The organism is Noviherbaspirillum agri, from assembly GCF_054780595.1.
The window spans coordinates 124778-146675 of sequence record NZ_BAAGWA010000001.1; the positions used below are offsets into that span (position 1 = coordinate 124778).

The 21898-nt window shown below is 60.1% G+C and carries 20 protein-coding genes and 1 tRNA gene; 2 read left to right on the plus strand and 19 right to left on the minus strand.

Annotation, left to right across the window (positions count from 1 at the left end):
* Window positions 1-23 precede the first annotated feature (23 nt).
* From fliI to fliF, 4 genes are all read right to left on the minus strand, one after another.
* Window positions 24-1415: a flagellar protein export ATPase FliI gene (fliI, locus tag ACYVIA_RS00615; RefSeq protein ID WP_460836890.1), complete on the minus strand. Its 1392-nt coding sequence runs from the start codon at window positions 1413-1415 to the stop codon at window positions 24-26.
* Between the two features lie 2 nt (window positions 1416-1417).
* The gene (locus ACYVIA_RS00620; RefSeq protein ID WP_460836892.1) at window positions 1418-2086 is read right to left on the minus strand and encodes a flagellar assembly protein FliH; all 669 of its coding nucleotides are present in this window, start codon (window positions 2084-2086) and stop codon (window positions 1418-1420) included.
* A gap of 154 nt (window positions 2087-2240) precedes the next feature.
* Window positions 2241-3236 (minus strand): flagellar motor switch protein FliG, encoded by a 996-nt coding sequence (gene fliG, locus ACYVIA_RS00625; protein ID WP_460836893.1) that lies wholly within the window; start codon window positions 3234-3236, stop codon window positions 2241-2243.
* On the minus strand, window positions 3229-4881 hold the full coding sequence (gene fliF, locus ACYVIA_RS00630; RefSeq protein WP_460836894.1) for a flagellar basal-body MS-ring/collar protein FliF: 1653 nt from the start codon (window positions 4879-4881) through the stop codon (window positions 3229-3231). The genes fliG and fliF overlap by 8 nt, the downstream gene beginning before the upstream one ends.
* Window positions 4882-5139: 258 nt before the next feature.
* Between fliF and fliE the strand changes: the two genes are divergently transcribed.
* Window positions 5140-5490, plus strand: coding sequence for a flagellar hook-basal body complex protein FliE (gene fliE / locus ACYVIA_RS00635; RefSeq protein WP_460836896.1), 351 nt, complete (start codon window positions 5140-5142; stop codon window positions 5488-5490).
* A 300-nt stretch (window positions 5491-5790) separates the two neighbouring features.
* Here fliE and ACYVIA_RS00640 read toward each other — a convergent pair whose 3' ends face one another.
* From ACYVIA_RS00640 to ACYVIA_RS00690, 11 genes are all read right to left on the minus strand, one after another.
* Window positions 5791-6555 carry a flagellar brake protein gene (locus tag ACYVIA_RS00640; RefSeq protein WP_460836897.1) on the minus strand — a complete coding sequence of 255 codons (765 nt, stop codon included), beginning with the start codon at window positions 6553-6555 and terminating at the stop codon, window positions 5791-5793.
* Between the two features lie 129 nt (window positions 6556-6684).
* On the minus strand, window positions 6685-6972 hold the full coding sequence (locus ACYVIA_RS00645; protein ID WP_460836899.1) for an EscU/YscU/HrcU family type III secretion system export apparatus switch protein: 288 nt from the start codon (window positions 6970-6972) through the stop codon (window positions 6685-6687).
* On the minus strand, window positions 6959-8077 hold the full coding sequence (locus ACYVIA_RS00650) for a flagellar hook-length control protein FliK (RefSeq protein ID WP_460836900.1): 1119 nt from the start codon (window positions 8075-8077) through the stop codon (window positions 6959-6961). Before ACYVIA_RS00650 ends, ACYVIA_RS00645 begins: the two co-directional genes overlap by 14 nt.
* A 5-nt stretch (window positions 8078-8082) precedes the next feature.
* Window positions 8083-8421, minus strand: coding sequence for a flagellar protein FliT (locus ACYVIA_RS00655; protein WP_460836902.1), 339 nt, complete (start codon window positions 8419-8421; stop codon window positions 8083-8085).
* Window positions 8422-8425: 4 nt separating this feature from the next.
* On the minus strand, window positions 8426-8920 hold the full coding sequence (fliS, locus tag ACYVIA_RS00660; protein WP_460836904.1) for a flagellar export chaperone FliS: 495 nt from the start codon (window positions 8918-8920) through the stop codon (window positions 8426-8428).
* An 11-nt stretch (window positions 8921-8931) separates the two neighbouring features.
* Complete coding sequence (fliD, locus tag ACYVIA_RS00665) at window positions 8932-10917, minus strand: flagellar filament capping protein FliD (protein WP_460836905.1); 1986 nt, start codon at window positions 10915-10917, stop codon at window positions 8932-8934.
* A gap of 106 nt (window positions 10918-11023) precedes the next feature.
* Complete coding sequence (locus ACYVIA_RS00670; RefSeq protein ID WP_460836906.1) at window positions 11024-11398, minus strand: flagellar protein FlaG; 375 nt, start codon at window positions 11396-11398, stop codon at window positions 11024-11026.
* Between the two features lie 70 nt (window positions 11399-11468).
* Window positions 11469-12998 (minus strand): flagellin, encoded by a 1530-nt coding sequence (locus tag ACYVIA_RS00675; protein WP_460836908.1) that lies wholly within the window; start codon window positions 12996-12998, stop codon window positions 11469-11471.
* Window positions 12999-13766: 768 nt separating this feature from the next.
* Entirely contained in the window at window positions 13767-15521 is a 1755-nt protein-coding gene (locus tag ACYVIA_RS00680; protein ID WP_460836910.1) for a GGDEF domain-containing protein, read from the minus strand.
* 167 nt (window positions 15522-15688) lie between these two features.
* Window positions 15689-16339 (minus strand): response regulator, encoded by a 651-nt coding sequence (locus tag ACYVIA_RS00685; protein WP_460836912.1) that lies wholly within the window; start codon window positions 16337-16339, stop codon window positions 15689-15691.
* A 69-nt stretch (window positions 16340-16408) separates the two neighbouring features.
* Window positions 16409-17857, minus strand: a complete 1449-nt coding sequence (locus tag ACYVIA_RS00690; RefSeq protein ID WP_460836913.1) for a PAS domain-containing sensor histidine kinase — start codon at window positions 17855-17857, stop codon at window positions 16409-16411.
* A 447-nt stretch (window positions 17858-18304) separates the two neighbouring features.
* Between ACYVIA_RS00690 and ACYVIA_RS00695 the strand changes: the two genes are divergently transcribed.
* Window positions 18305-18381: transfer RNA gene (locus ACYVIA_RS00695), tRNA-Arg, on the plus strand.
* Between the two features lie 294 nt (window positions 18382-18675).
* Here the strand turns inward: ACYVIA_RS00695 and ACYVIA_RS00700 are convergent.
* Genes ACYVIA_RS00700 through ACYVIA_RS00715 form a run of 4 tightly spaced genes read right to left on the minus strand, consistent with a single transcriptional unit; the run spans window position 18676 to window position 21310 of the window.
* On the minus strand, window positions 18676-18918 hold the full coding sequence (locus ACYVIA_RS00700) for a diguanylate cyclase (protein ID WP_460836914.1): 243 nt from the start codon (window positions 18916-18918) through the stop codon (window positions 18676-18678).
* Between the two features lie 23 nt (window positions 18919-18941).
* A complete protein-coding gene (locus tag ACYVIA_RS00705) occupies window positions 18942-19571 on the minus strand; it encodes a tetratricopeptide repeat protein (protein ID WP_460836916.1) in 630 nt (209 codons plus the stop codon).
* Window positions 19572-19586: 15 nt separating this feature from the next.
* Window positions 19587-20510 carry an Lcl C-terminal domain-containing protein gene (locus ACYVIA_RS00710; protein WP_460836918.1) on the minus strand — a complete coding sequence of 308 codons (924 nt, stop codon included), beginning with the start codon at window positions 20508-20510 and terminating at the stop codon, window positions 19587-19589.
* Between the two features lie 59 nt (window positions 20511-20569).
* Entirely contained in the window at window positions 20570-21310 is a 741-nt protein-coding gene (locus ACYVIA_RS00715) for a DUF4124 domain-containing protein (protein WP_460836920.1), read from the minus strand.
* Between the last annotated feature and the right edge of the window lie 588 nt (window positions 21311-21898).

The window sequence follows — 21898 nt, forward strand, 5'->3', positions numbered from 1 at the left end:
TTATAGGTCTGCGCCCTGAAAACCTATCCCCCGAATAGCGTGGCAAGTTCCCCCAAGCTCTCGGCAATGCCGGAGCGCTCGTTGATTCCCTGTTGCAGGAATGCTTCGATTTTCGGGTTCAGCACGATGGCCTGATCCAGCAACGGGTCCGAGCCGGCGCTGTATGCGCCGACGCTGATCAGGTCGCGGTTGCGCTGATAGCGGGAATACAACTGCTTCAGGCGGCGCGTCAGTTTCTGGTGTTCTTCGCTGGTGATGTTGTGCATCGCGCGGCTGATCGACTGTTCGATGTCGATCGCCGGATAGTGGCCAGCCTCGGCCAGGCTGCGGTTGAGCACGATATGGCCGTCCAGGATCGCGCGTGCCGAGTCGGCGATCGGATCCTGCTGGTCGTCGCCTTCGGTCAGCACGGTGTAGAAGGCGGTAATCGATCCGCCGCCGCTCTTGCCGTTACCGGCACGCTCGACCAGCGTCGGCAGCTTGGCAAAGACGGAAGGCGGATAGCCCTTGGTCGCCGGCGGCTCGCCGATGGCAAGTGCAATCTCCCGTTGCGCCATCGCGTAACGCGTCAGCGAATCCATGATCAGCAGCACGCTCTTGCCCTGGTCGCGGAAGTATTCGGCGATGGTGTGCGTGTACGCGGCGCCCTGCAGTCGCATCAGCGGCGGCGTGTCGGCCGGTGCGGCAACGACGACCGAACGTGCCAGCCCTTCGTTGCCGAGAATCTGTTCGATGAATTCCTTGACCTCGCGTCCCCGTTCGCCGATCAACCCGACCACGATCACATCCGCGCTGGTATAGCGCGCCATCATCCCGAGCAGCACGCTCTTGCCGACGCCAGAGCCTGCAAACAGGCCCATGCGCTGGCCGCGCCCGACTGTCAGCATGCTGTTGATCGCGCGTACGCCCACATCCAGCGTATCGGTGATCGGTGCGCGCGCCAGCGGGTTGGCGGCGCGTACGTTGAGCGGTGCGGAGTGCGCGGAGTGCAGTGGTCCGAGCGTGTCGAGCGGACGACCCGCACCATCTAGCACGCGGCCGAGCAGTTCATCACCGACCGGTAGGTGGCGGCCGCGATCGCTGGGACGGCGGCGGGGATGGCTCACGGTGCCGGGGCGGGGCAGGCTCTGCACCACTTCCACCGGATACACGCGGGTGCCGGGCACGATGCCTTCAACATCGCTTTGCGGCATCAGGAACAGCTTGTCATTTTCAAAGCCAACGACTTCCGCTTCGATCTTCGTGCCGCTGGGCAGAGGCACGGTGCAGGCGCTGCCGACGGCAAGCTTGAGACCGACCGCTTCCATCACCAGGCCGGCCACACGCGTCACGCGCCCCGATACCTGCATCGGTTCAGGGATGGCTGCCAGTGCCTTGCAGTCGCGCAGATAGGCTTGCCAGCGCTCGGTATGCATGCCTATTCCATCCAGTCGGCGTGCTTGCCGAGGGCGTCGGCGATGCGCTGCCAGCGCACTGCTGTGGAAGCGTCAATCTGGTTGCTGGCGGTTTCGATATGGCAGCCGCCCGGTTCCATCTGCGGGTCTTCCGAGACCCGCCAGCCGGCTTTCGCGAGTTCGTCGGTCATGTGGCTGCGGACAAGTTCGGCATCCTGCGGGTGAAGTACGAGCAGGGCGGGTTGCTGAACATTCGGCAGGTAGCGGATTGCCTCGCTGACGATTGGCAGCACCAGTTCCGGGCGAACCTTGAGTGCGGTCTTCAGCATGGCCTTGGCCAGATCGAGCGCCAGGTCCAGCACATCGTTGGCAACGGCTTCGTCCACGCGCGCGACTTCGCTGCCGAAGGCGTCCGCGATCTGCAGCATGCGCTGCGCTTCGCGTGCGCCTTGCGCGCGCCCGGCTTCGAGTCCGGCGGCACGGCCTGCCGCATAACCTTCCGCATGGCCTTCATCGTAGCCTTGCTGCTGCGCCTGTTCGCGCAGCTTGGCAATCTGCTCGGCCGTCTGCTTGTTGGCGGCAGCCGCCGCTTCGGCGGAGTGCTGTGCGCTGGGACGGTCGTCGCCGAAGGACGCGAGTTCCCAGCGCTGGTAGGCGGAGAGTTTTTCCTTGGGGATGACGTTGGAGCTCATTGAACTGGTCCCTGGTAGAGTTCCCTCCCCCTTGCAGGGGGAGGGTTAGGGTGGGGGTAGAGTGGTCGAGCAAACGGTTTTTCCGATTCGACGACTCAACCCCCATCCCAACCTTCCCCCTACCAGGGGGAAGGAGCGATAAGAGCTGGTGCGATTAAACGTATGCATCCTCGCCCTTGGCGCCGAGGATGATCTGGCCTTCGTCGGCGAGGCGGCGCACGATCTGCAGGATTTCCTTCTGCTGTGCTTCCACTTCGGACAGGCGCACCGGTCCCTTCGACTCCAGGTCTTCGCGCATCATCTCTGCAGCGCGCTGCGACATGTTCTTGAAGATCTTCTCGCGCAGGTCCTGGTTGGCACCCTTGAGCGCGACGATGAGCGATTCGGACTGCACTTCGCGCAGCAGGATCTGGATGCCGCGGTCGTCGATGTCGATGATGTTGTCGAAGACGAACATCTCGTCCATGATCTTCTGCGCCATGTCGTTGTCGTAATTCTTCAGGTTCTCCATCACCGACTGCTCGATGTCGCCCGACATGAAGTTGAGGATTTCCGCAGCCGAACGCACGCCGCCGATCGGCTTCTTCTTCAGTTGCTCGTTGCCTGTCAACAGCTTGGTCAACACTTCGTTCAATTCACGCAATGCCGTCGGCTGTACGCCGTCGAGGGTCGCGATGCGCAGCACCACGTCATTGCGCAGGCGGTCGGTGAAATAGGTCAGCACTTCCGACGCGTGATAGCGCTCGAGGTGCACGAGGATGGTCGCGATGATCTGCGGGTGTTCGTTGCGGATCAGGTCGGCCACCGACTGGCCGTCCATCCACTTCAGGCTTTCGATGCCGCTGGCGTCGCGCGTGCCGAGGATGCGGGTCAGCAGCGAGGATGCCTTGTCCTCGCCGAGCGCCTTGGTCAGCACGCTGCGGATGTACTCGTCGGAGTCCACGCCGAGCGAGGTGTTCTGCTCCGTCTCGTCGCGAAAATCGTTGAGCACCTTCTCCAGCTGCTCGCTGGGCACTGCCTTCATCGTCGACATCGCCGCGCCGAGTTTCTGCACTTCGCGCGGGCCGAGATACTTCATCACCTCGGCGGCTTCTTCCTCGCCCAGCGCGAGCATCAGGATTGCAGCCTTGAGTACGCCGTCCTCACTCATTTCCCACCCATGCCTTCACAACGTTGGCGACCATTTTCGGGTCCTTCCTCGACAGTTCCTTTGCCGCGTCCAGGTTGTCCTGGTACGTGCGCGGCCTCGCTCCCATCGCGTTTCCGTGTTCAAGATGCACGACGTCGTCTTCCAATTCCAGTTCAGGCGCAGGCTCCGGCGGAGGAGGGAAGAGCGCCGCTGTCGCGCGTTTCATCATCGGGCGCAGCACCGCAAAGAACAGGTACAGCAGGATGATCGCGCCCAGCAGGTATTTGCCCACCATCATGGCCAGATCGATCATTTCCGGCTGCTTCCACAGCGGCGGCTCAACGATCTCTTCCTTGTCCGACGCGAACGGGCTGTTGACCACGTTCAGGCTGTCGCCGCGCTCCTTGTTGAAGCCCATCGCCTCGCGGACCAGGTCGGTGATCTGCGTCTTTTCGGCATCCGTCAGCGGCACCATCGACGTCTTGCCATCCTTGCCGATCACCTTCTTGTAGTTCACGACCACCGCCACCGACAGGCGCTTGATGCCGCCCATCGGCTGCTGCACGTAGCGCACCGTCTTGTCGACTTCGTAATTGACGGTCATGTCTTTTTGCGAATTGCCCGTCGGTGTCGCCGGTGCGGCCGCGTTATTGCCTGCCGGTGGTGCGGTCAGCGGTGCAGTCGCCGGTGCCGGCGGCTGGTTGGTCAACGCGCCCGGCACGCCAGACGCGCCTAGCGGGTTATTGCTCTGCGATTCGCTGATCTGCTGGCTGCGGATGCTCGCGGCGTTCGGATCCTGATTCGGCCGATAAGTTTCAGCCGCCTGTTCGGAATGCGAGAAGTCGACATCGGCCGTCGCTTCTGCGCGCACATTGGTCGCGCCGACGATCGGCGTCAGGATCGATTCGATACGCTTGACGATGCTCAGTTGCAGTTCCTGCACATACTTGAGCTGGCTCGGGTCAAGCCCATTGGCGCCGAGCTTGCCGATGTCCGACAGCAGGTTGCCGTTCTGGTCCACCACGGTCACGTTCTTCGTCGGCAGGTCCGGCACGCTGCTGGCCACCAGGTGCACGATGGCGCTCACCTGCTGCTGATCGAGCGCGCGGCCGGGATGCAGGTTGAGCAGTACGGACGCGGTCGGCTTTTGCTGGTCGCGCACAAATACTGATGCCTTCGGCAATGCGAGGTGCACACGTGCGGCCTGCACCGCGGCGACCGACTGGATGGATCGCGCCAGCTCGCCTTCAAGCGCACGCTGGAAATTGACCTGTTCGAGAAATTGCGAGATACCCAGCTTTTGATTTTCCATCAGCTCGAAGCCGACATTGCCGCCCTTGGGCAGGCCCTCAGACGCCAGCTTCAGGCGCGCGTCGTGCACCTTGTCGGCCGGGACGAGAATCGCGCCGCCGCCGTCCGCAAACTTGTACGGAACATTCATCTGCTGCAGCGACGCGACAATCGCGCCGCCATCACGGTCGGAGAAGTTGGAGAACAGCACGCGATAGTCCGGCTGCTGGCTCCACATCCACACGCCAGCCATCACCGCGACCACCGCGGCCATGCCTACCATCAGGAAAAGGTTGCGGCCACCTGGCGACTGTGTGAAGGCGGCAAGCCCGGTCGGTGCCGGCACCACGGCTGCGCTATCGCCGGTCACAGCCATGATCCGCCTCGTGCGTTGTTGTTGCCGATGTTATTGGTCATTGTTGTCCTGCAAATATGTCGTGCAAAGTGTTCGCGCAGCGCGCGTGGTTTATGCCTTAGTGCAGGATTGTCGCTGTGTTAGTCAAAATTAAACCGTGGAACAGACCGTGGTTTTCGGCGCTTATCCTGCATCAAGCTGGTGTTTTCGCGTGATACCGTAGCGCTGTGAAAAAGTGTGCTGCTATGCCGGCACCGCAATGCATTGAATTGGAGGCCTATGAAAACCGGAATGATCGATACAAGCAGGATCGAGGCGATGATTTCGCAGCTGAAGGCTGCAGCGACCCGCCCTGAAGCTGGCGTGGGCGGCATCAATCCCGTCCAGGGAGAGAAAGCAGCGCAGAAGGTCGACTTTGCCAGCGCACTGAAGGCGTCACTGGATCAGGTCAATGGCGCGCAGATCAAGTCGGAAGACATGGCCAAGCGTTTCGTGATGGGTGACGACAGTATCAACCTGTCGGACGTGATGATCAATTCGCAAAAAGCCAATATTGCGTTTCAGGCGACGGTCCAGGTGCGCAACAAGCTGGTGTCGGCTTATCACGACATCATGAATATGCAGGTGTGATGGGGTTGGAGGGCGGTGTGGTGCGGCGCTGTTCTTGTGCGAGACATTAAGAGTATTGCGCACAAAGCGTCACTTCAAAGTTCCCTCCCCCTTGCAGGGGGAGGGTTAGGGTGGGGGTAGAGTGCTAGATCTATCTCCAGCAATTGTTCGACCTCACTACCCCTACGCGGGCCGCCCCATCCCAACCTTCCCCCTACGCCGGGCGCCCCTGCAAGGGGGAAGGAGCCGTGAAATTAAGCTTTCAACGCCGTAGCACTTAAAGCACTTCTCCCAAACCACCTCAACGCCACCCCACCCCCCTCAACTCATCCCCGTCGCCTTCGCATTCCTCTCACGCTCAAGCTTCGTGATATACCGCTGCACCGCCGCAAGCATCGGATTCGGCAAATCGACAAACATGCAACCCAGTTTGCGTAGCGATTTGCCGCTGGTAAGCGTCAGGTCCAGCGAGTTGCGTACCTGCAGCTTCACATTCAGCATCCCGCCCGGCAGGTCGATCTTGCAGTTTTCATAAACGCGCCCGATCGTGTTGTCGAGCACTTTCTTTTCATCGACAAGCGCGATGCCGCCGCAACTGATGTCTTTTAAGGTCACCACCACCGTCGTCCCGCCAACGCCGTGATCGTCCGGTGGGATGGTGATCGTGCAGCGCACCGGGGAAGCAATCGGCGTTGCAACGCGATAATGCTCGCGCCGCTGCAGGCGCACCATGCTGGCGGGAATGGGGATGTAAAGCGCGGGAAGGTTCTCGTACAGGCATTCGCCGACCTTGTCCGAGAAGAACATGATGCGGATGTTGTCGAGCACCGTTTCAAACGACACATTGTCGCTGTCGAGGATGCGCTGGTTGACGAGGTTGCTCGGTGCCTTGTCGATCACCACCATGCCGCTTGCTTCGTCAACCGCCAGCACGGAGGTGACCACCGCGTCGGCGCCGCCGTCGGCCTGCATGCTGACCAGCTGGCCGCGTTCTTCCATGGCATGCAGCAGCGCGATGATCTCGCGCCGTGAATGCACCAGATACGGGCTGACGTCTTCGGTCCCGAACTTGGATTTGAATGACATGTGATCCTGCTAATGAATTGCCTGTGAATGAAAATGCACATGGCGCTCTGGCAGGTTGGTGAAACAGCAACTGCGGCCTGTGGCAAAGGTCAGGCGTTTGCATTCATGCAGCAGCTTTTCAGTAACCTGCTATGGCGTCTTGTCTCCTGAGTTCTTGTTTGCGTCGATATGGTAAAGCCATGCGAGCAATTCCGCCACTGCCCTGTACAGGGCGGGTGGAATGTGGCTGTCCAGGTCAACCTGGGACAACAGTGCCACCAGTTCCTTTGACTCGTGCACAAAAACGCCGTGCTCGCGCGCGCGTTCAATGATCTGTTCGGCAATCAGCCCGCGGCCCTTGGCTACGACCTTGGGCGCAAGGTCGCCGGTCTGGTAGGCGAGGGCAACCGCCGTCTGCGTCGGCTTAGGCAGGTTCATTGCGCTTGACCAGCAGCGAGTCGAGTGGCGAGCCGGCCGCTTCCAGCGCATCGGCCAGCAAGGCACTGTGCGCGCGCAGCGTGGCTGCCGCGTCGTCGTCAGCGGTGTCGACCTGGATATGCACACGGTCGCCCACGAGCCGGATGGTCGCCGACACATCGCCGAGGTGCGGAAGCGCAAAGCGCACAACGCTGCTCCACGTTGATTGTTCCTCCGGCGACTGCCCGTTTCCGTTTTTTTCCTCCGTCACTTCCCATTCCATCGGCTGCCCTGGCCAGAACTCGCCATTCCAGCGGAACTGCTGGTGCTCCAGCGTGTTGAGCTGCAGGTTGATCAGGCGCGCGGCTTCGGGGTCAAGCGTGGGCAGGGGGGCAAGCTGGTGTTGCGAGATCAGATCCGCATCCGCACCGGGATGCCGCTGTGCCTGGCTGATCAGGTTGGCAAGATGCTGCGCGCCGAGCCCGATTTCCCGCAGATGGCCGGCCAGCTTGCCGATATCGAGATTGCCCAGATTCGGCGCAAGTTCCTGCGACGCGCCGGTACCAAGACGGGCCTGCGGCTCCTGCTTGATATCGGCCAGCGAGCGGCCACCGCTCAGCCACTCCTGAAGATGCGATTCGTAGAACAGGCCGCTGAAGCCAAGCGATTTTTGCATGGCAGCGGCAAGCTGCTTCGGATCGAAAGCGCCAGCGGCAGCAAGCAAGGGCATCTGTCCGTCGACAGAAGTCGGCGCGCCGTCCTGCTGTGCTGCGTGCAACAAGTGATCGATGAGTCGCGCCGCAGTGCTGAGGGAAGCAGTCGAGCTGCCTTGCTGCGTCAGTAGGAAGGTCGGGCGCGGCTCCTTCGCGATAAAGATCATCGACAGCGTGTCGCCGACCTTGGTGCCGACAGGAAGCGCCATGCGCGCCATCGCGTCGGAAATCTTGACCAGGTAGGTGCCGTCGTCGAGTGCAGAATCGACGATAGCCTGCATTTCGCGGCCGATGCCGATCTGGTTCAGCCGGCGAAAAACCTCCAGCTTGGGATCGGTGGAGGAGACAACGGGCGTCGACGACTCAAGCGAGCCAGGCGGCCTGGTCGGATTGAGTTCGGCCCGCGACAGCATTCCCGTCAGCCCGTCTGGCTGGTGCCGTACGCCTTCGACAGCTTGCGTTCGGTGCCGGTGCTGTTCATCAGCATGGAGAGCTTGGCCATCCACGGTTCCGTGATGTCACGGATCTGGCGGTCGTCGTCAAGAATCTTCTTGATGATGCGCGTCTTCTGCTCGCGCGCCATCGGCGTTAGCGGCTGACGCGGCTGGTCGTTCTGCTTGATGATCTCGACCTGACTGGAGCAGCGCGACTCCAGCACGGCCAGTTTTTCCCAGTCGCCGGTGCGTGCAGCTTCCAGCATCTGGTCCGTGATGCCCGCCACGGTTTCATACAGGGCAAGGATTTCCTGGTTATCCATTTGATCAGGCCTTCAATAAACTGGATTTGGCTTGCGGCGCGAGCGGGTCGTACGCTGGCATTCTGGGTGCCGCCGGTGCCGGCTGTTGTGCGGCGGCTGCCGTGGCAGAGTCGGGAGCGATCGACTCCCATGCATCCTTCAGCCCCTTGATCAGCTGATAGACCTCGTCCAGCACCTGCGGCTGGTTCTTCAGGTTGGCAATCAGCAGCCGGTTGCTCATGTATTCATACAGTGCATCGAGATTCAATGCGACCTCGCCACCGACCTTCTTGTCGAGGCTGGCGCGCAGGCCGTTGTCGATGATCGAGATGGCCTTGGAAATGGCAGCGCCCTTCGCCGCGACGTCGCCGGCCACCATGGACTGGCGTGCCGAAACGATGGCGGCCATGGCGCCTTCATACAGCATGACGACCAGCTTGTGCGGGCTTGCGGCCGTGACGCCGGTCTCGACACCGACGGCAGCATAGGCGTTGACGCCGCTACGTGTTGATCCAAACATTGATTTCCCCTTTATCCGTTCTGCGACAGGCTGGCGAGCTGCTGCGACAGGTAGTTGCTGGTCTGGGACATATTCGAAAGCATGACGTCCAGTGCGGTGTACTGCGCACGGTAGCGTTTTTCTATCTGTTCCAGCCGGTCGTTCAGCCGTTCTCGCTCCTTGCCAAGGTTCTTGAGAGATTCGTTATAACCGTCGGTGCGGGCCGAGATTGCGCCCTCGCTGGCGAGCATTGTATCCAGCAGCTTGTCGAATTGATACGCATAGCCTTTCGAATAACCGACGCTGCCCCGGCTGCCGATTGCAGTGCCGGTTATCTGCAGTTTCAGTCCTTCCGAAGCATCGCCGTCGGCACCGGTCAGGAACTGCCCTGAGCCCCGTGCCGCCACACCGTTGATGGTGCCGACGATGTCCTTCCCGTCCGTCACGTCCGCCGGGGCCACGGTGACAATGCTGCCAGTAAGGCTGATGTTCGACGCAGAGCCATAGCGTGCGGATACCAGTGTCAGTGCGCCAGCGTTATTGGTAACCGTCACCGACGATCCGGCGCTGACGAATTCCGTCGCGCCATTGATCTTGGCTTGTATATCCGCAGCCAGCGTATCCGCATTGATGCTTGTTCCGTGGTTGAGCTTGATCGTGACGGTCGTGCCGTCCAGCTTCACCTCCAGCGAGTCGTTGCTGCCGTCGACGGTCAGTGGGGCGACGATCTGGCCAATCATTTGTCCCTGCGTTGCAGGCTGCGTGACATTGACGTCGTACTTCCCCGGCACCGTCTTGTCAGTTGCGCTGACATAGGACACCAAGCTGTCCGTGGCCTTGCCGGCGGCGGCAAACAGGCTGGCGATATCGCCGAAATTGCTGTTGATCGCCTTTTCCAGCTTGCTATTGTCTACCGCCAGCGTGCCGTCCTTCTGGATGCTCACACCAACCTGGCTCAACACCGAAAAGGCACCGCCACCGGCAACAGGCGCACTTAACAGACCGCGAATCTGCGTCTGGATCGTGCGCACCGTCGCATCGCCGGTCAGGACAGAAGCCTGCTTTGTCTCGGCGTTATAGGACGACAGACCGGTCAGGGTCTTGTTGATCTGGTTGTAGGCGGTGACGAACTGGTTGATGGATGCCGTCACCGCCGCCGTGTCCCGCGCGACCGAGATGTTTGTCGTGCTGCCGGCATTGGTCTTGTTCAGCGTCAGCGTGACGCCGGGGATGACATCGTTGACAGTGTTGGTTGTCTTGGAAATGGACAGTCCGTCAACCTTGAATTCCGCATTCTGTGCGGTCATGGTTTCCGAGAGGCCCTGCGTGCCGGCTGGATCGTGGTTGAGCAGGCTCTTGAGTGCTGCGTCTCCGTCTTCGGACACGGAAATCTTCATGCTCTGCGTCTTGCCGGTGCTTTGCTGTGTCAGCACCAGTCGATAGGGCGAGGTGCCGCCGTCATTGACGATGGAGGCGGTCACGCCGATGCCGGCGCTGTTGATCGCATCCCGGATGCCGGACAGCGAGTTGTTGGCGCTGTCGATCTTGACGGTCTTGACCCCAGTGCCATTGCTCTCGAAACTGCCGCCGGAATATTTGCCAGTGGCAGGGTCAAGAGTACCGGTCTTGATGGTGCCGAAATCAAAGGTAATCGTGCCGGTGCCAATCGCAGTGCTCGCACTGGCTTGGCCGGCCGAGGCCAGTTTCTGCGCCTGCGCCAGTTTGCTCACTTCCAGCGAGTAGGTGCCTGGCACTGCACTGCCGCTGCCGGAAACGCTGGCAATCGCACTGTCCGCCACGGTCGCCTTGACTGCCTGGAATTTGCTGATATCGGACAGGCCGCGCACCGCCGTCTGGAAGGTCGACAGGGCAGACTTCAGGTTGCCGATCGCCGACAACTTGGCCTTGATGCTGGATTCCTTCTTACTCAGACTGGTCAACGGTTGTTGTTCAATCTGCATCAGTTGGCTGACGATGCTGTTGACGTCTAAAGCAGAACCGACTGCGGATGTGGCCACACAAGTCTCCTGTGGAAAAACACAATGTAACCTGTTAACGGCAGGGCCAAAGCTGACTTTAGAAGGCGATTTCCCTTTCTGTTCAGGTGTCGCCGGGTGCTACGGTCTACGCTTTCTGGCGAATCAGCAGGCCGGTCAGCTGGTCCAGTGACTTCGAGATCTTCAGAGCTTCTTCGGATGGAATCTGGCGCAGCACTTCCTGCGTCTGCCTGTCGATCACCTTGACGATGGTCCGGTTGCTGTCCGGGTCGATCGAGAATTCCAGGCCGGGTGACTGGATCTGCACAATCTTGTTGATGTTGTCGAGCGCGTGGTCCAGTTCCCGCATGTTGGGCACGGTGCCCGGTTGCTGGACGCTGGTGACGGCTTCTGCCGGGGCGGCGGCAGGGCGGGCGGCGACGGGCGTTTCGGCGGCGACGGAGCCTTTTTGCAGGCTTTCCATGCCGATGCTGACCGACGTATTGATAGATGGTATTGCCATGATGGCCTCCCTTCAAGTTGAAAAACCCGGCCGTAACGCCGGCCGGGTTTTTTGCGTCTGCGGGCCTGGATTAGCCGCGGAGCAGGGACAGCACGTTGTTTGGCAACGAGTTGGCCTGTGCCAGCATCGCGGTACCGGCTTGCTGCAGGATCTGGCCGCGGGTCAGCGAAGCCGTTTCTGCTGCGAAGTCAGTGTCCTGAATCCGGCTGCGTGAGGCGGACAGGTTTTCCGACGTGGTTTGCAGGTTGGCGACGACCGAGGTGAAGCGGTTCTGTACTGCACCGAGGTCTGCGCGGGCGTTATTGACTGCGTCCAAGGCTGCGTCCATTGCCAGGATGGCGGAATCAGCGCCATCAACTGTGGAAATGTCGATTGCATCGAATCCAGTCACATCTTCACGGGCCGTGGTGCCCGTCGCTAAGCCAGTTTGGTCAAGCACGGTTGCAGCACTGGTGCCGCCAATAACCAAGTCTTTAGTGTTGTCCTTGGAGCTCAGTTTCAATGCGCCGTCTTCGATTGTGGCTGTTACACCAGCGGTCGAGGCGTTGATCGCCTTGGCGAGGTCGGTCAAGCGGGTCTCGGCATCAGCTGCGGCGTCCACCTCGATATTGACATTGTTGATGGTGAATGCGCTGCCTGTAAGAGCAGTAAAACTGGCGGCCGCACCGTTGGCCGTGGCACCGGCCGGAGCTGCGTTAAAGCCACCGCTCGTACCGTATGCAGTGCCGCCCTCAGTTTCTGCATAGGTAAAGTTGGTGCCGTCGGCACGGCTGACGGTCAAACTACCAGCAGTTATCGCTCCTTCGATTGTTGTCGCAGCACCCAAGTTCAAGCTGAACCCGTTGACAGTTCCAGTGCCATCTGCAGCAAAGCCTTCAGCTACATAAGCAGCTGCAAGGGTGGTGGCACTGACGGGGCCGGTAACGTCGACAGCCAAGGTGTCGGTCCCGGCCGTGAAAGTGCCAGTGAACGTACTTGTGCCGTCGCCACCTGCAGAAGCAGTGAATGCCCCCATTGCCTTGGTGGCAGCGGTGGCGCCACCGTCCGGGCCCGCAGTGGCAGCTACTCTGGCAATGTCAGTCCAGTTGCCGAGTGCATCCTTGTTCGCGTCAGCGATACCCGTGATCGAGATCGTCTGCCCCTGGTTAGCGCCAACTTGGAATGCCTGAGACGTGAAGCTACCATCAAGCAGTTTGATACCGTTGAAGGAGGTGTCGTTGGCGACACGGTCGATCTCCGACTTCAGTTGATCGACTTCCTTCTGCAGCTTTGCACGGTCTTCAGTCGAGTTCGTGGCATTGCGCGACTGTACGGCCAGTTCGCGGATGCGCTGAAGGTTGTTGCCGATTTCGCCCAGCGCGCCTTCAGCGGTTTGCGCCAGCGAGATGCCGTCGTTGGCGTTGCGGGCCGCCTGGTTCAGGCCGCGGATCTGGGTGGTCATGCGCTCGGAAATCGCGAGGCCGGCGGCGTCGTCCTTGGCGCTATTGATGCGCAGGCCGGAAGACAGGCGCTGGATGGAGGTCGACAGTGCGCTTTGCGACGTGGTCAGGTTGCGCTGTGCGTTGAGCGACGAGATGTTGGTATTGATAACTGCAGCCATGATATTTCTCCTGTTTGACTGGGGTCCGATTCGTACCGGCTAGGTCTTTCAACCTCGGTTCACCCCAGGATGTTTGGGCTGTTGAACCGCTGTTGTTAGGGTTATCGGACGGGTCTGAAAAAACTTTAGGGCTTATTTCGCTTTCTCTTTTTTCAGTCCTGCCTGATCCTGCGCCAGACACCTGCTTCTTCGACGGGTAGGAAAAATTCTTTAATGGTGGGCGCGCAAAAAAACTATTTGCGTGGCGGGTGGTCTTTATTCTTTGGCAAGTGGCGCCATGGCCTTGTGTGAGAACGCCACGTACTGTCCTCTCCTGCTGCGGCAGAAAAGTTTCTTCAAATCAACGAGTTGTGACGAGTTGTGTGTTTCTGCTTGTAACGGGAATAGATGGCGCGCGAGGGCTTCATGCCGTGAAAACAAGCCGTCAAGCGGGGAGGGCTCCACACACAATACGAACAAAAAAAAGAAGAAGCCCTAAAGAAAACAGAAAACGCGCCGTTATAGCGCGTCTTGTGCCGGACTGTCAGTTGGCGTTGTTGTTATGTCAGCAACTTCAAAGACAGGGTTGCTATAAGGTTCCCATCGTTCACGGGCGTTTGGCTCCGTGGAGCTCAGGAGAGGAACGGGGAATTTTCGTGCAGCATCAACCCATCCCCATCCCAGCCTTCCCCCAACGCCGGGTGCCCTTGAAGGGGAAGGAGTAGGGCGCCTAATGCCGTCGCCTTGATTCGCTCTTTCAAGTAAAGCGAGGCGATAGAGCATGCCGCGTCAGACGGCAGCGATGACCCGGTTCTTCCCCGCCTTCTTCGCCGCGTACAAGGCTTCGTCCGCACGCTTGATTAGCGCCGTCGAGTCTTCACCGGGCTGGCGCAGCGCGACGCCGGCGCTGAAGGTGATCAGCAGGCGTTGCTGGTTATACATGAAGATCTGCTTGGTCAGTTCGCGCTGGACGCGGGTGATGGTCTTGACTGCATCGTCCAGCGTGGTGTCGGGCAGAACGATCAGGAATTCCTCGCCGCCGAAGCGGGCGATCACGTCCAGCGTGCGCAGGGTGTCCTTGATGACGCGCACGAGGTGGATCAGTGCCTCGTCACCGGCGGCATGGCCGTAGGTGTCGTTCAGACGCTTGAAGTCGTCCAGATCAAGCATGGAGATGCACAGCGGGGAATTGCGCCGCTCGCAGCGGGCGAGCTCGCGTTCGAACACGTCTTCCAGGCCGCGCCGGTTGAGGCTGCCGGTCAGTGTGTCTTCGCGCACCAGTTCGCTTAGCTGTTCGAGCTTGGTTTCCAGTTCCTGGATGCGGGCTTCGGCTTCCTGCACTTGCGTGCGCGCGGCGACCATGTCGTCGCGGGAGCGCAGTGCTTCGGTTTGCGCGACCTTGGTGTCGTGCATGACGTCCTGGAGGATGGCGTTGAGTTCGACAATCTCCTTGGCATTGCTGATCTTTTGCGAATACTTGTCGATCTTCTCGTGGTAGTTGCCGGTGCTGCTGGCGATGGCGCCGAGGCGGTCGATGAAGGTCATCATCATCGTCTTCACCGTCGCCTTGGCTTCCGCGAGGCTGTACTTGAGCGCGCTCTGCTTGTAGATCACTTCCTTGAGGCTGCGCGTGGCGTCCTGCAAGGCGAGCGGATTGATCGGGCCGTTCAGTACATTCTGCACGGCGGCGACCTGGCCGCTCAGCCAGGAGTCGTCTTCGAGCAGTTCGCCGACGTTATCGAGCAGCAGTTTGAACAGGCGCAGCAGCAGCTCGCGCTCTTGTGTCAGGTCGTCTGCTTTCAGCTCGATCTTGAAGCACAGCTGTTTCAGGCGGGTGCTGATGTTGTTGAGCTCCTGCTCGGTCGCGGCTTCCTTGATCGACGCAGCCAGTGCTTCCGCTTCCTCTGCCAGTGCAGGCACGCCGCGCAGCAATGATCCGACGGCGAGCGTCAGCGTGCGCGTGAGCAGGTCGCGCATGAGCTGCATCTTGCGCGTTTCGGCAACAGCGGGCGAGGCGGCGGGGCCGCGCACCGGTTTCTGGCGGGCGGCTGTGTCCTCGTCATCATCGACGAGGGAAATCGAGCGCGGTTTTGCCGCAGGCGCGGGGATGTCGTCGACGAGCGGGATGGATGCGGCCGGTTTCTTGTCTGCTGGCTCGGTGGCGGCGGGCGTTGTGTTTGGAGCTGCTGCTAAGGCTGCTGCTGCGGCGGGCTCTTCCTGTCTGGCGAGGTGCGCTTCCACCAGCGCAGCAAGCTGGCGGCTGTATTCCTGCCAGTCGCGCTTGTCGGCGGCGCGCTTGAACTCGGCAGCGCGGCGGCGGACGGCGTCAGGGGCGCTTGCGGCATTCGACAGGGCGTTAGCAAAGTCAGCCAGCACCTGTTCGGCGCTGCCCTGGTTGCCCTGCGTGCTTTTTCCGGCAATCTCTTCGTAGATCTCGCGGTAGGCGTCCGGCGTCGGGGCGATGCGACGCACCGCGAGGCGGCGAAAGGCCTCGCGCGCGATGTCAGCGGGGCTCATTGGTCCCGGTTTGAGTTGTTCTTGCATGGCGGCTTGCGATTGATTCCGGCAATAGTAATTGCCCCGGAATCGCGTCAATGGGCGGATCAGGGCTTGAAACTATTGCCATTTTGCGCGATTGAAGCCGCATGCGGCGCGGCGCCGGTGGTGTCGGGAAATGGTTGTGCCGATTTCCCAACACCGGCTGGCAGAAGTTAATCGACCAGGTTGTTCTTGATCGCGTAGTGCGTCAGCTCGGCGTTGTGCCGCAGTTTCATCTTTTGCAACAGGCGCGAGCGATACATGCTGATCGTCTTGACCGACAGCGTCAGTTCGGCAGCGATGTCGCTGACGGTCTTGCCGGAGGCGATCATCACCAGCGTCTGGTACTCGCGGTCCGACAGGGTTTCATGCGGCGGCACTTCGCGGTTTTCGTCGCCGACGTGGTTGGCCAGTTCCTGCGCCAGCGCCGGGCTGATGTACTTGCGGCCGGAGGCGACCAGGCGGATGGCGTCGACCAGCTCGGATGGCGCACTCTGCTTGTTGAGGTAGCCGGCGGCGCCTGCCTTGAGCGAGCGGATGGCGTACTGGTCTTCGCGATGCATGGACAGCACGAGCACCGCGAGTTTCGGCGTTTCCTTCTTGATCTGCTTGAGCACTTCGATGCCGCTCTTGTCCGGCATCGAGATATCCAGCAGCAGGACATCGGCTTCGGTGCCACGCGCGAGCTTGATGGCGTCGTTGCCGTTCTCGGCATCGCCGGCGACGACGATGTCCTTGGTGTCGGCGAGGATCTGCTTCAGGCCTTCCCGTACGATCGCGTGGTCATCTGCGATCAGTATTCTTATTGATTCATTGGCTGTCATGATGTTGCTTTCTTGTTGCTACTTGTTTGCTGCGTGGTCGCTACTTATTAGCTGTTCATTAGCTATTCATTAGTTGTTCGTTTGCGGCTTCGATATCGGAATCTTCAGCGTGACTTCCGTGCCGCCGCCTTCGGCGTTACTGACCGATAGCTTTCCGCCGAGCGCGCTGGCGCGCTCCACCATGCCGCGGATACCGAATGACTTCGGCTTCAGGCGGTCGGTCGATTCGATGCCGCGCCCGTTGTCGATGATCTGCAGGCGCACGTTGTCGGTATTGCGTTCGAGGTGCACCGATACCCGGCTGGCATTGGCATGCTTGCCGATATTGGTGAGCGCTTCCTGAAAAATGCGGAACATGGCGGTGGCTTGATCAGGGCCGAGCTCGACTTCTTTGTCGTTGGTGGTGAACTCGCACGGGATGCCGAGTTGCTTTTCAAATTCCCGGGCTTGCCAATCGATGGCCGCCACAATCCCGAAATCGAGAATGCTGGGACGCAGATCGCCGGAAATGCGATGCACCGCTTCGATGGTCCGGTCGACGAGCGACACGACATAGCTTGCCCTTTCGGCAAGGGCGGTGTCTTCCGGTGGAAGGCGCTTTTTCATCAGCGCCATGGCCATCTTGATCGCCGTGAGATTGCCGCCGAGGTCGTCATGAATCTCGCGCGCGATGCGGGTGCGTTCCTTTTCCTTGACCGTCTCGACGTGGGCGGACAGCTCCGCGAGCTGGGCGCGCGAGCGCTTGATCTCGGCTTCTTCCAGCTTGCTCTGCGTGATGTTGGTCATGATGCCGTCCCACTGCACGCCGCCGCCGGGCAGCGCACGCGGGGTGGAACGCAGGTTGATCCACTTGATGTCTTTCCACTTCTCGATGCGGATGCGGCCTTCCCAGTTCCATTCCTTCATCTCGCGGGCGGAGGTCTGCATTGCATCGCGATAGGATTGCCGGTCTTCGGGCAGGATCAGCTCCAGCAGCAGGTTAGGGGTCGCGAGCAGCTTTTCCGCGCTGATCCCCAGCAGTGCCTGGCAGCCTTCGCTCAGATAGGGGAAGGAGGTGCTGCCGTCCGGTTTTTGCTGCAGCTGGAAGAACAGTCCCGGCGTGTTGGAGACGATCGCGCGCAAGCGGGCTTCGCTGGCGCGCAGTTCCTTCGCGGACGTCTGGCGGGCGCTGATGTCGTTGCCGATGGCAATGTAGACAGGCGCGGTATCGGACTGGTGGCAGAACAGGCGCAGCTCGATCGGATAGGTCGAGCCGTCCTTGCGTGTGTGGACGGTCTCCATCGACGCGCGCCTCGCGCGACCGCAGCGTAGCGGCAGCAGGACGTTCTCCAGTACCTCGCGCGAGATGGTTGGGGCGATATCCAGCGGCGTGAGGTTGGCCAGCTCGCCGGCGGTGTATTGCAGGTTCTTTCGCGCGGCCTGGTTGGTCTGCACGAAGCGCAGCGTGGCGCAATCCAGGACGTAGATCTCGCTGAACGAACCCTGCAGGATGATGGGCAGCCATTCTGCTTGTGTCATGCTGCGCTTTCTATCCTTGTCTTTCTGATCATCACCACTGGCGCGTCCTTATACAGCGCATTAAGAAATACTCGTTATACGTTTCCAGAAGAATTCTTACAAGCAATTCCCATGCCGCCGCGTTGAAATATCGGGCGCATGTCGTGTGACGAGGTGCGACGAGGTGCGGCGAGGTACGTCGAGTATTGGGGCAGTTGATGTTTCGTCATCCCGCATCCGCATCGCATGGGGCGCTGCCTTGCTCCTTAAGATATTAAGTGCTCTCAACAAAATTCCTGCAAAACCCGGGGGCGCAGTAATGGAATTTTTCTCAAAGATGGAGGGAAGGGCAGGCGCGGAGAAAGGGATGCCTGAAATCCAGTAAACGAGGGAATCAGACTCATCGCAAACTCATCGCAGAAAAGGGCTTCCAAAAATAAATAAACTGGTGCTATAATTTTGTCTTTCGCGGCCGTAGCTCAGCTGGATAGAGTACTTGGCTACGAACCAAGGGGTCGTGGGTTCGATTCCTGCCGGCCGCGCCATATACAGGGCGCCAGATTGAAAGATCTGGCGCCCTTTCTGGTTTACGCGCGGCTTTTTGCGCGATTGTCCCTGTTACCTGCCATTCACCACTTGCAGCACCGCGACTTGTTCTTTGATAAGTCACATTCCGAAAGACAAGAAAACATTCTCAGTATTCGGAAGGTGAGGGGACAGTAATGCGCGCTTGCGCAACCTGTCTCATGCAGCAAGCATGTTTCCACCGGCAGGCGTGCATGCATCGTCCGACACAACCACGCGGTTGCGTCTCTCTTCCTTCGCACGGTACAGCGCCGTCAGGACAGCTGACCGGGTCTTCCAGTGGCGGGCAACAGGACAAGGAACTCTTCGCCGCCGAAACGGCACGCGACATCGGAGGCACGCACACTGTTGGTGAGGATGGAGCCAAGCTGGCGCAGCACTTCGTCGCCGGCCTGGCGCGGCAGCAAATTCCCGATCTGCTGAATTTGTGTGGCACTCAGTTGCATGACTACTCCTTGCGTGCATGAGTGCTTATAGTTTTGGTACCGCCACGGCAATTAACAAGTTGTCTGAACAGGCCCTATCGCTGGGCAAGTACTTTTGAAGGGGCGTTTCCAGCGGTAGTCATCTGGTTTGCGAGCGCCTTCGCGGCTTCAACTTCTTCCCGCGACATTTTCCGCGAGAGAATATCCAGCGCCAACTCGCCGGAATTTCCTAAAGAGGCATCGCCCCCCTTGGCGGAGAGGCTGTAGAGAGCGTAGGCAGCCACCACGTCCTTCTTCACTCCCGGGCCGCCAGATGCATACATCTCGCCCGCATTGAACTGCGCCCGCGCATGTCCCTGGTCGGCGGCCTTGATGAACCATTGCAGCGCCTGCGCCGGATTCTCACGCACGCCGAAGCCCCGTGCATACAGTTCCGCCAGATGGTATTGCGCTTCCACATATCCCTGTTCTGCCGACTTGCGCATCCACTTCGCCATCTGCATATCATCGTGTGGCAGCCCCTGGCCTTCAGCATGCATCCGTGCGAGCTGGAATTGCGCCTGCGGATTGCCGTCTTCGGCCAGCGGCTTCAATTCCTTGACTGCGGCTGCATAGTCGCCGTTGCGATAGGCAGTCATGCCGCGTTCCAGGTCGCCATGGTGGCGCGAACATCCGCCGAGAACCAGGGCGGTGGACAAGAGCAGGGCGGTGATCAGTTTGTGCATGATTTGTTTTCTCATTCAAGGACCAGTGCGGACCAGCCGCAGGTAGGCAAGTGTGTAACGCGGTTCATTGCCGAAACTGTAGCCTTTGCCGAAGTCGACGGTCCAGGCCGCGCCGGGATTGGTGTCGCTGGGCGAAGTGGACCAGAAAGCGCCTGGTTCGGTGCCGGGAAAAATACGCGGGTCGATCTTCTCGTAGTCGGCCCTGCGGAATTCAAGGAGGCTTTTCAGCTCGCCGACCTGCGGCGCTCGCCACCCGCCTGCCCCTGCGCGCGTTGCGTCATGCCAGTTCATTTTGCGGCCCGCGCCCTCGCAGTCCATGCCGCTCCATTGTTTTCCTTCCTGACAGCGCTTCCAGGTCAGCCCGGTCCTGTTGTCGATGACGGTGCTGCCATTGTCCGCGAGGACGAATCGCACCCTTGCCGGGATCGTGATGACGGCTGGTGCGTCCTGGCGCAATTCCGGCGACCGCGTGTCGCGCACCAGCCGCAAGAGACTCTTGTAGCTGCGTTTCGTATAACCAAAGGCGACGCCTTTTTCGAAATCGACGGTCCATGCTGCGGCCGGATCGTTGTCACTGGGAGAGGCTGACCAGAAGAGTCCGGGATCGGTGTCCGGGAAGGCGGCCCCATCGATGGTGGCGCCGTCGTAGTTTGCGGGACCCGTCAGGCTCTTCAGCTCGCTGACGGAGGGCAGGCGCCACGCGTCACTCGATGCCCGCCGCGCATCTTCCCAGCCCAGCTCCTTGCCTATGCCTTTGCAGAAGCGTCCATCCCATTGCTTTCCTTCCTGGCAGCGCTTCCACACCAGCCCCGTCTTGCGGTCGACTACCGCATATCCGTCCTCCACCAACGTATAGCGGCCTGCGGGTTGGGCCATGGCATCGCACGAGGCGATCAAGGCCGTTACCATCAGCATCGCAGTGCCCGCCATTTTGTTCATTCCAGTCTCCTCGGCTGTTCAGTTTTCAAGGCGCCCTATGCATGAGCGTGGCCGCTCTGTCAATTTCCCGTGCAGGCTTTCATGGCGGCGTCTTCCACCGTGGTGAAGTAGGCATCGCCAGTCAGCCCGGTCAGGATGCGTTGGGTCTGCGGCGGCTTTCGGTGCAATGCCACCGATGTGCCCGACTGGCAGGTCACGATGGATGACTGGCTGCCGTCGCCGGCGGCTCGCCACGCCTGCGTCATCGTCCATCCTTTGCCCGAAGGCAGGCCTTGGCTGCGTGCCTTGGCGAGAAACTCGTCGTGGCTTTGCCGGTTCGCTTGCTGTGCCTGCTGCCATTGCTCGCATGCGCCTTGCCTGCCTTCGATGCAGTCCAGGGGCAGGCAGGCTTGCGCATGGTTCTTCGTCCTGCATGCATGGAGCCATTCCCGGAACTTTGCGCGATCGGCTTCATAGGCCCGGCAATCGGACAGGGGCTCGCCGCTGCCTTGCTTTCGTTGAAGCAGGCAGCGCTTGTCGAGCATCTCCTTTTCGAAGCAAGCGTCTTTCTTTCCCCGGTCGCAGCCGTACAGGATTTTCATGTTGCTGGTGAGGAAAGAACTGGCATTGCTGTCGTTATGTGCCGGAGAGTGGCTGATCCCGAGTGAAGCGGATTGGGAAGATGCTGCGCAGGGCTGGTCGCTGTACGACACGCGGCCATCCGCATCGGTGCATTTGTTCAATGCATGGACACTGCCGGCAAAGAGGAACAACACCGCCGCGCAGGCTGACATTGCGGTCTTCCATGACGACTTTTTCATGACGGTCTCCTTGTTTGGGACATGCAGCCCTTACTCGCAATGACGCGCGGATTGTAGCTCGCGTATTTGCATTAAAACAAGAAAAACGCCTCGCTGAGTGTGAAAAGCAACGAAACGCTCCTGCAGAAAGTATTCGGAGCACAAATATTTCGACGTGGATAGGGGGGATGAAAATCATTGTCGTTCTTGCACAAAAGCGCTGTACTTATTGATAACCAGCAAATAAAATTCTGCCAACATTTGTAAAAAGGCAATGGATCTTCTCCATGCATTGCGGCGCTGGTCGGAGTTTTCTCGGTACAGCCATCAAAAGTGTGCGCGCTCGCAACGCTGTAGATGATAGGTTTGGATGAGCAGGATGACGGCCGGTCAAGCCGTTTGCAACAGGTTGCGTTATCGGAGTCTGTCTTACAGCAGCGTGTGCCGCATGGGTACGTCCGACGCCTCTTTCCTCTTCCTTCTTCCTCCCCGTTTCCCTCCTGCCTTTGGCAAATGCCCGATTCGCACAGCTCTACACCAGTCGCGATCGGAACAATTTTTTCCAGTGCGCAAATTAGGCGCGACAAATCACTCTATACCGGGGGTTAC